Origin of the sequence: Mesorhizobium sp. BR1-1-6, from assembly GCF_020165355.1 — a bacterium.
Taxonomy (GTDB): domain Bacteria; phylum Pseudomonadota; class Alphaproteobacteria; order Rhizobiales; family Rhizobiaceae; genus Mesorhizobium.
The window spans coordinates 424584-432991 of record NZ_JAIUHZ010000003.1 but is presented as its reverse complement, the minus strand read 5'-3'; the positions used below and the strand labels follow the sequence as shown (position 1 = coordinate 432991).

Here is an 8408-nt window from a genome sequence, read left to right as displayed (position 1 = left end):
TCCGTAGGCAGTCGGCGGGCGGGCCACGTGCTTTCATTGGGGCGCCCCGCCGGGGGAGCGAATACTATCGGCCGCGGCGTCGCGTCGGTCATGGCATTCACTCCGGCCCGTTTGGCGAGCACCGCAGCAATTGCGGCGATGATGATCCCAAGCAACCCCCGACCTAACTCCTGGGCACTCCCCTCTCGGCACCGCAATCTGCGATGCAGTAGTGCCCTCCCTCGGGCCGACACATAACCGTCCAGCGCGACATGAGCACTCGTCCTGTACTTTTTAGTTTCCTCTCGAGCGCCTCGTTATGGATCCCTAATTTTGGTACGAGGGACCTGCCTACCGAGCGCCTTCACGGGTCAATCCCTCCTTTCAGTTCTTATTTAGAGTGGTTAGTCCGCGTCGAACCGGCGTCATTCGGTTTAGTTGTCGGAGTCTGGCAATGTTTATGAGCGCCACCATCCCTGCTGACATGCTTTCCAAATCACGTAGTCAACCGTCGAGACGCTGTCTCCGGCCAGTTTTGAGATCTGCGAGCACAATTCCCTGCGATCCGTTTGCCCAAGCCGATGTGAAGGCCCCGAAAAAGCTCCGACCGGTTCGACATCGCCAAGTTGATCGCTTTTCGCTTTCCTGGATGCCCGAAGCTTTTGCCAACCTCCCTGTCTCGACGAGAGACGGTTTCATTTGTGTCCAGATGTCCTTAGCTACCGTCCACCTCAGTCCACTGTTGAGAATCACGTATGAAACTCGGAGCGTAAAATCCGTTGCGTCGACAGGAGGGGATTTCGTCTCGACCTTCTTCATCGCATCGGGGTCGCGCTCGACGATCCTTTGCCGATAGGAGAGATACTCCTCAAGGGTCACCTATGGGGTTCCGTTCGTGTTTGATGCACACCTATGGTTCGTGGACCCCTCTCGTGTAAAAGTGACATTTCAGACTGATGGAACGATCGTCCGCCCTTCTGCTAGATCTACTGTCAGTCCTCCTCCCCTTCGAATGAGAAATTATCTCGTCCGGATCAATCCGGTAAGGAACTCTCAGATCGCGGAGCGGGCACCGTGCCCGCTGCAAAACTTTCATCGCGTCGGGTCAAACAACCGGATCGTCCTCGCGATCATGGGCAGCTACGGCCCGGCGGCTTCTCTCATGCGCCTCAAGTGCTGCAAACATACCAGTTCGGCGCATTTGTGGAGCTCCGCTGTCCGCTCACCCAACCAGACGAGCGCCTCCTCGCTGATTAGATAGTGGTTGGAATAGCGAGCCTTCACGTAAGCTTCATTCAATGTGTTGAACCAGGCGCGATGGCGCTGCTGTTCGCGTGGCCACGCCTCGGACAACCGTCGATCCTGGTCCTCGGCTAAGGCTCTCAGAAATGTGAGCTTGTGGGATGGCGGGCTGTAGTTGGTGAGCACCAAAAGGAGAGTTGCATAGATATGTTCGATGGATTGGTGGAGCGTAAATGCAGCGGCCTTCCTCCATCCGCCGTCGATGCGGGATCTATCTAGCTGAAACGCGAAAGTCTCTAGCCATTGTTTTACGCCGGGAAGCCTGTTTTGAAAGTTCTCTTCGGCGCGCTGATAAGCCGCTTGCGGTGTAAGCGCTTGGGGTTCTGCCAGCGGCTCACTGTCGAGCTCATAGAGGACAATGCCCTCGCGGCGGATGTCGGTGAAGAAGTACTGCCCCTGGTGGAGCGCCGTGTTGACGAAGCGGCGGCTGTGCACGATGAAACTGGTTGGCGTCTTGATCGCGCGATCGCGCTCGAGCCGGTCCTTGGCCTTGTACCAGTAGGCGAAGTCGGAAAGCTTGTTGTTGTTGACTACCACCAGCAGATCGAAGTCGCTGCGATAGCCCTTCATCGTCAGTGGTTCGTCGACCCAGTCGCCGCGGGCATAGGAACCAAACAGGATGATTTTCAGGATGCGGCCGCTCTTCTTCCAGTCGGCGCTGCTCTCGGCCAGCGCGTCCTCGAATTCGGCATGCAGGATCTCTATCACGCGGGCGAGCTCCGCCTGCTTGTGCTCCGGCAAATGATCGATGCTGGTCTTCATTTTGGTCAGTTCAGCTTGATGAACGCAGGCGCGTGTCGAAGTGCTCGTTATAGCAGGCTCGGATATATGCGAAAGGCTGCCGGCGCTGACCGGAGCAATCGATGCTGATGTGGAATGGTCAACAGAACGGCCTGGCAGTGCCAAGGCAGGGCAACCGGGCGGTTCGTCGACGATTACTGCTGCTCCATGCCTATGATCGACAAACTGCTTGGCCAGGTTGGAGCAGTATTTTTCGGCAGTTTCTGGGAAAAAGATGTGGCTTGTAGAGAGAAATGAACTATTTGTCTCACTGGCGGTATGGGAAGTCAAAGCTCGATCAATTCGTCCGATACGGTAAGAGGAAACTATATGACCACTGCTCTCGAACAAGACGGCCAACTGGATACTGTGTCCGATGGTGGCGCCGAACTATACGGCAACTCGCTCGGCATTGGCGAAATCAGCAGGCCTTGGACGAAAGGCGATGGCGCCCGCACCAGCCGCGAACGAGAAAACAAAAAAACCAGCGCGCTTTGCAGCCGCAAGAACACCTGCGGCGTCAATCAAGTCACCGCTGAAGAAGACGCGCAAGGCATCCGTCAAAGCCTGAGGGACTGCCCTGGCAAGGTGCCAGGCTGTAGCCGCCTGACCTTGGTGAAGCCCCGCCGCGTGGCGGGGCTCAGTTGTATGTCGGTTCAGTTTGCGGCGTAGCGGAACCAGATGAGGGAAGAACCGCCCCTACCAAGAAGGCGAAGAAGAGAACGTAAGACCTGGGTCTTGGATCACCGAGGTCGCTGGCAGAGAGCCGAAGTGTCGTGGGAGGCGCAGCATGTTTCGGATTATCGCCGCATTGGCGATCGGCGGCGTTTTCATGCCGGTGGATCCTGCGTCGGTCGTGCGGCGCCCACAGGCGCCGGTGCCCTGGTCGACGGTTCATGTCGAGGGATGTTGCAAGACTTGTTCGGCCGGTCAGGCATGTGGTGATAGCTGCATCCCGCGAGAGAAGCGATGCCACAAAGCGCCCGGCTGCGCGTGTGATGGCTGATATGCTGCGATTTCCCGCCCTTGGCATCTGCCGCTTGTCGGCCGCCTTGCTCTGCCTCACCTTGCCTTCCGTGGCCGAACCACTGGTGGGAATTCCGTCAGTCGTGGACGGCGACACGATCGAAATTCATGGACAGCGGATTCGCCTCAATGGCATGGACGCGCCGGAGAGTGCTCAGATCTGCGCCAGTGCCTCTGGCAAGAAGTACCGTTGCGGTCAGCAGGCGTCTCTGGTGTTGGCGGATTTCCTCGAGGCGCATCGCCCAACATCGTGCATTGGAGTCGACCGCGATCGCTACAGGCGCATGGTCGCTGTCTGCACCGCCGCAGGCGTCGATATCGGCGAATGGATGGTCAGGCAGGGCTATGCGCTTGATTGGCCGAAATACAGTGCCGGCTTCTACGTTGGAGCCGAGCAGGAAGCCAGGACCGCAAAGCGCGGCCTGTGGGCCGGCTCATTCGACAAGCCCTGGAATTGGCGCAGGCAACACTAGGACCTTCGCCGTTTCTTGTCCGATCCCTCAGGAGCCGGTTCAATTCCGCGGCAGCTTATGAATCTCCAGTCTCACCGGACCGCCTCGATCGCAGCTCGTGCAGACAAGCGCCCTCTCAACGGAGCTGAACAGCGCGTCCTTGCCGTACCGCCGAATAAGTGCGGCTGGCTTCACCTCTGCATAATGCGAGCAGCGTTTGCACCAAGCTCGCAACGCGTGCCATTCGCGCAGATCTCCAAGTGAAACGTCCAACCCCGCATGAATGCTGCCGTCGATAACAGTCTGCGGTGGAATCTTCACCTCGCCCGGAGTGATGATCTTCTCCATGACATGGCGGCTGTTGTAGTGGATCAGCAGCATTCCGGGCCGGCGCCGAATGGCTGCCTGCCAAGCTGCCTGGCTGACCACCGCGTCCGGAGATCGGCATACGGTTTCGAGATGGGTTTTCTCCTCTCGATCCCAGACTTCGATCCGGAAATTGTCTTCCGCCGTTTTCGTCATTGAACCCGCGCCTTATGCCAGCCGCGAGAATAGCCGTTCGAGACTGCGGCCCGGGACAAGCCCAGTTCCCGTTCAAGGTCGTTGTTCCTGGTAAGGACATTCAGCAACGCGACCAAGACATCGCCGCCGGCTGCGGCTATTGCCTGCTCAGCCAGGTTTTCCAGTTCGGACATAGCTTCGCTGGCCGGCGCGTTCTGGCGCTTTCCCATGGCTCTTTCCTGCTCAGATGCCATTCAGGAATAAGGAACATATTCCTTCCTCGTCAAGAGCAGTCTTGACTCAATGTTCTCTTTTCGTTCACTTTAGCTAAAACAGCTACAGGAGGCAGACATGGACCTGGTTTTGACGGTCCCAGACGCATCGCCTGAGGAGATTTCGCGCGGCATCGCGGCCGCCGAGGCGGCTTTGGAGCGCGCCGGTTTCACAGCCGAGGAAGCGGCACAAGGCGCCTTTGCACTCGAAGGCTGGGATATAAACGGCTTTCCGGAAGATGGGTTGGACCGCCGAGCCGGCGCTGGCGCACAAGCATGGGGCCAAGCCCATACCGCTGCCCTGGAGGCGTGCTGTGCCGGCTGGCCTGAAGAACGCAAGCCTCTAAACGTGGACCTGGAGCTACTGATCGATCCGGAAACCCAACTCGTCGACCGCGTCACCGCGTTGGCGATGCTTCGTGCAGATCTTGAGCGCGGCGGCAAAGACACGCTTAGCGGAAGGGATTCCATCTTGGCCTGGCGCATTGCGGCCGAGGTCAAAGATCGGTTCAAAATGCGAGACCTCATCGGTGACCTAACCGTCGCCTTCACCACTCTTTCGCTTTCTCATTTCCACCCTGACGAGCCGGTCGAACCCAAGCGCCAAGCCGTCTGTGATGCAATAAACGCGCTTGAAGCGGGGACGGAAAAGCCGGCCTTGCGCTGATGCGAAGGAGAGATGATGTCCGACCATGTCCTGCCTGGCCAGAAGAAGCCAAAGCTGATCGTCGTCATTGCCTTTGATCGCGGCAACGAGGGCGATCTGTTTGCCGCCTACGGCCCGGCGGATCAGCAAAGCGAGGAAAGAGCAGTTCGTACAGCCAAGGCGCTGGCTACCAGGCATGTCGGCGTCATCGCATGGAGCCGCGATGCCGATCCAGCGCTTGGAGACTACGGCCCGCCTACAACGCTTTTCGTCAGCGGTGACGTACCCGACATGGAATGATCGTCAGGATCGGCCTCGTGTTACGCGCTTTGCGGGCGCACCGTTTCCACTCTAAGCGACCCCGCCGGAAGCGGCCGCAAGAGTTCAGATTCGGGCTTCGTCAGGTTGATCCAGGCAGCCCAATTCTGCGGCTGAAGAACAACGACCTGCCGATTATGAAATGGTGCGACATCGGGCCCGGGATCAGTCGTCAGCATGGTGAAGGTAGGCGGCTTGTTGCCGGCGGCCTCACGCCAAAGCCCTGCGATGGCCATAAATGGAGAGCCGTTGAGCGTAAAGCGATGTTTCGCCTTCGGATATTTCGCACCAGTGAACTCGAAGAACCCGGAGGCCGGAATGAGGCATCGATTGCTGTTTGCGAATTGCCTCCCTTCGGAGCGAAAGTTGAACACCGGTCCCCCCTTTGGGCCCGCCGGCGGAAATCCGAACGTCATCGATGCCAATTCAATCGCATCGCCGGCGCCGCGCATTACTGGCGCCGGGTCATTAATGCGGATGTCATCCGCCTGCGGCAAATCGAGTTCGGTTTGGTGCGCCGGGATTTTGAGCGCCAGCGACGCCATCATCCGACAGTATTCAGACCACAGGACATGCTGTTCATAATCGTTGCACATGGAAGGCTCCGGGCGACCTTCTTAGAGTAAGCCTATCTGGCTCTCGATGAAAAGGCGGCTGCCGCTCAACTCAGCGGGCCCCATTTAGCCAGAATATCCCCTTCGTGCGGCCTCAATGAATAGCCTGCGGGCGTGATGGGCCTCTTTCAGCCCTTCGAGAACACGCGGTAAGGCTTTCCGGGCCGCAACATCTTTCGAACTGGTCATCGCCGGCCATCGGGCTCCCCCTGGGAGTAGATTAATGATCAGGCGATAGGTTCCGGTTCGCCGGCGAGATCCGTTGCGGCGGGATGCCGATGACAGATACCACGGCCTACCTCGACCATCGTGCAGTGTGCGGACCGCCTTGGCGGGGACAGTCAGTCCCGCGTCCAGGCTTTCAGCCGTCGCTATGCTGACGCTCCTTAGGCTGTCCCGTTCACCACCGCGGCCGAGGCGGAATTCCTCCATCCCACGCGCGAGGCTTGTCCGCCGTTGCGGACGCGCGCGGGATTTCGGTTTATACGCCCTCTGTCTTTTTTGGCGGCGGCCGCCGCTGGACTCGAATTTGCCGTAGAGGGAAGCACGGACCGGCCGCCGGCATGTTTGCTGCGACGCCAAGCTCGTTTTTGGGCTTTGTTGTTTTGGGTGGCTTGTTCTGGCATGCTGGCCTTTGGGAATGCGGGATTCGAATATAGCCAGCCCGTCTTGATGGCAGCTGAAAGATCCTAACGCTGCGCATATGAAGCCATTGATAGTGATCTGCTCGAAGGACGCGGAATTTTATCTGCTCCTCAGCCACATTCTCGAGGTCGACGGCTTCGCCAGTACGCTGGCCGGTTCCATCGATGAAGTGCTGGAGCTTGCAGCGGACATGCCGGTTCGGGCCGTGGTGCTGGATTGTCGACCGGACAATCAGCTGGGGGCCAAAAGTGCCGGGCTCAAGCAGGATGCTCGCACAGGCGCCCTCCCCTGTGTCGCTCTGGTGTCGCCCGGCGCGGAAGCTCAGCACATTCAGCTGCTGAGGTCTGGCATTGACGAATGCTTTGTCCGGCCGTTTGCCCCGGCCAAGCTGCTCGAATACCTGCGGGCCAGGCTGGCGGTGGGCCAAGCATCGGAACAGGGATCCCGGCGTGGCAAGTCGCTGGCATATAGCGATATCGAGATGCAGCTCGATACCCATCGCGTGCGCTGCGCCGGCAAGGAGATATCGCTCGGGCCAATCGAGTTCAAGTTGCTGCGCCACATGCTGGAAAATCCGGAAAAGGTGCTCAGCCGCGATGAGCTGATCGCCGTGGCCTGGACAAATAGCGCCAGTGTAAGCACGCGCGTGGTCGATGTTCACATAAGCCAGTTGCGAAAGTTACTCAGGCGGTCATCACGAAGCGTTGCCATTCGCACTGTAAGGCTCGCCGGATACGCGCTCGAAGACCAGTCGGCCTGATCATTCCCGCAGCACATATCGAGGAACGCCGGCAGCCGCCCCTGCCCGCCTGGTCGGGCTCTACATTTGTGACCAATATGTAAGAGGAAATAAATGCGCGTCATGTACTCGCAACGTTTTGGAATACAAAAGATTATCAACTTGGTTGTTGCTGTAGACGATCCGGCCTGCGAAAGTATTCACCGAGTAACTTAAGTGGTTGCTAAAGTATAGGGAGGAATGCCCATGTCTGAGGGCTCGGGATACGCTGAAGCCATTGGCCATCACGGGGAACTGGTTCAAGGCGTTTTCGAGGATGAGGGCGCACGGTTGCGACGCGCGCTGGTCTCGCTGCCCTGTCGTCATCTGAGGTCCAAAGCCAGGTTCAGCGCAAACGATAGCGATCACGTGACTGTCTGGCCAGCCTCGCGGGAGAAGGCTCGACGCGCGGCCGAGTTGACCATCAATGCATTCGGCCGGCCCGGCAGCGGCGGCCATCTCTCGATGGATAGCAACATCCCCATTGGCCGTGGCATGGGCTCCTCCACCGCCGACGTTCTGGCAAGCATCCTGGCGGTATTGAATTGGTTGGAGATCGATGCGGCGTCGGATGAGGTCATGCAGCTCGCGGTCAGCGCGGAAACGGCCTGTGACTCCACTTTGTTCAGGCAGCAAGCGGTGCTGTTTGCGCACCGGGACGGCATCGTGATGGAGGCATTCCGCAAGCCGCTGCCGCCGATCGACTTCATCAGCATCGATACCACCCCCCTGCTCACGGTCGATACGCTTGAATTCGAGCCGGCGCGTTACGATCACCTGGAGATCGAGACCTTTCGGCCGCTTCGAAGCCTGTTGCGAACAGCCATCAAGAATGCGGACGCCCGCATGCTGGGCAGGGTTGCGACGGCGAGCGCGCGGATCAACGAGCGGTTTCTTGCCAAACCACGGCTGAGAGAGATCGAAACCGTCGGTGACCGCTTCGGCGCCATTGGCGTTCAGGTCGCTCACAGCGGCACGGTCGTCGGACTGATGTTCGACGCTAGAGACCAGAATGCATCCGTAAACATCGATCGCGCGGCAGGCGCTCTGCGTCAGTCCAATTTCGAGCCGACGATCTTTCGCCATTGAACGCCT

The 8408-nt window shown here is 58.8% G+C and carries 11 protein-coding genes; 6 read left to right on the top strand and 5 right to left on the bottom strand.

Going from position 1 to position 8408, the window contains the following annotated elements:
- Window positions 1–1119 precede the first annotated feature (1119 nt).
- Window positions 1120–2043, bottom strand: coding sequence for a nucleotidyltransferase and HEPN domain-containing protein (locus LB545_RS10030; RefSeq protein ID WP_140584526.1), 924 nt, complete (start codon window positions 2041–2043; stop codon window positions 1120–1122).
- Window positions 2044–2391: 348 nt separating this feature from the next.
- Between LB545_RS10030 and LB545_RS31195 the strand changes: the two genes are divergently transcribed.
- On the top strand, window positions 2392–2733 hold the full coding sequence (locus LB545_RS31195) for a hypothetical protein (protein WP_411971071.1): 342 nt from the start codon (window positions 2392–2394) through the stop codon (window positions 2731–2733).
- 437 nt (window positions 2734–3170) lie between these two features.
- On the top strand, window positions 3171–3560 hold the full coding sequence (locus LB545_RS10020) for a thermonuclease family protein (RefSeq protein ID WP_224704918.1): 390 nt from the start codon (window positions 3171–3173) through the stop codon (window positions 3558–3560).
- A gap of 39 nt (window positions 3561–3599) precedes the next feature.
- Here the strand turns inward: LB545_RS10020 and LB545_RS10015 are convergent, their stop codons facing one another.
- Both LB545_RS10015 and LB545_RS10010 read right to left on the bottom strand, forming a co-directional pair.
- On the bottom strand, window positions 3600–4061 hold the full coding sequence (locus tag LB545_RS10015) for a hypothetical protein (RefSeq protein ID WP_140584525.1): 462 nt from the start codon (window positions 4059–4061) through the stop codon (window positions 3600–3602).
- Entirely contained in the window at window positions 4058–4270 is a 213-nt protein-coding gene (locus tag LB545_RS10010) for a hypothetical protein (protein ID WP_140584524.1), read from the bottom strand. Before LB545_RS10010 ends, LB545_RS10015 begins: the two co-directional genes overlap by 4 nt.
- Window positions 4271–4391: 121 nt before the next feature.
- Between LB545_RS10010 and LB545_RS10005 the strand changes: the two genes are divergently transcribed.
- Window positions 4392–4979, top strand: coding sequence for a hypothetical protein (locus LB545_RS10005; protein ID WP_140584523.1), 588 nt, complete (start codon window positions 4392–4394; stop codon window positions 4977–4979).
- A 15-nt stretch (window positions 4980–4994) separates the two neighbouring features.
- Complete coding sequence (locus tag LB545_RS10000) at window positions 4995–5258, top strand: hypothetical protein (protein ID WP_140584522.1); 264 nt, start codon at window positions 4995–4997, stop codon at window positions 5256–5258.
- Between the two features lie 20 nt (window positions 5259–5278).
- Here LB545_RS10000 and LB545_RS09995 read toward each other — a convergent pair whose 3' ends face one another.
- Complete coding sequence (locus LB545_RS09995; RefSeq protein ID WP_140584521.1) at window positions 5279–5872, bottom strand: SOS response-associated peptidase; 594 nt, start codon at window positions 5870–5872, stop codon at window positions 5279–5281.
- A gap of 84 nt (window positions 5873–5956) precedes the next feature.
- On the bottom strand, window positions 5957–6079 hold the full coding sequence (locus LB545_RS31190; protein ID WP_181171898.1) for a DUF982 domain-containing protein: 123 nt from the start codon (window positions 6077–6079) through the stop codon (window positions 5957–5959).
- 529 nt (window positions 6080–6608) lie between these two features.
- On the opposite strand from LB545_RS31190, the gene LB545_RS31000 reads away from it, so the two are divergent.
- The gene (locus LB545_RS31000; RefSeq protein WP_181181028.1) at window positions 6609–7295 is read left to right on the top strand and encodes a response regulator transcription factor; all 687 of its coding nucleotides are present in this window, start codon (window positions 6609–6611) and stop codon (window positions 7293–7295) included.
- A 225-nt stretch (window positions 7296–7520) separates the two neighbouring features.
- On the top strand, window positions 7521–8402 hold the full coding sequence (locus LB545_RS09980; protein ID WP_140499766.1) for a GHMP kinase: 882 nt from the start codon (window positions 7521–7523) through the stop codon (window positions 8400–8402).
- Window positions 8403–8408 lie beyond the last annotated feature (6 nt).

Excerpts from the sequence above, each read along its gene's own strand:
- LB545_RS09980 (WP_140499766.1), top strand. The coding sequence starts at position 7,521 with ATGTCTGAGGGCTCGGGATACGCTGAAGCCATTGGCCATCACGGGGAA.
- LB545_RS31195 (WP_411971071.1), top strand. The coding sequence starts at position 2,392 with ATGACCACTGCTCTCGAACAAGACGGCCAACTGGATACTGTGTCCGAT.
- LB545_RS10005 (WP_140584523.1), top strand. The coding sequence starts at position 4,392 with ATGGACCTGGTTTTGACGGTCCCAGACGCATCGCCTGAGGAGATTTCG.
- LB545_RS10010 (WP_140584524.1), bottom strand. The coding sequence starts at position 4,270 with ATGGGAAAGCGCCAGAACGCGCCGGCCAGCGAAGCTATGTCCGAACTG.
- LB545_RS31190 (WP_181171898.1), bottom strand. The coding sequence starts at position 6,079 with ATGACCAGTTCGAAAGATGTTGCGGCCCGGAAAGCCTTACCGCGTGTT.
- LB545_RS10030 (WP_140584526.1), bottom strand. The coding sequence starts at position 2,043 with ATGAAGACCAGCATCGATCATTTGCCGGAGCACAAGCAGGCGGAGCTC.
- LB545_RS10000 (WP_140584522.1), top strand. The coding sequence starts at position 4,995 with ATGTCCGACCATGTCCTGCCTGGCCAGAAGAAGCCAAAGCTGATCGTC.
- LB545_RS10015 (WP_140584525.1), bottom strand. The coding sequence starts at position 4,061 with ATGACGAAAACGGCGGAAGACAATTTCCGGATCGAAGTCTGGGATCGA.
- LB545_RS09995 (WP_140584521.1), bottom strand. The coding sequence starts at position 5,872 with ATGTGCAACGATTATGAACAGCATGTCCTGTGGTCTGAATACTGTCGG.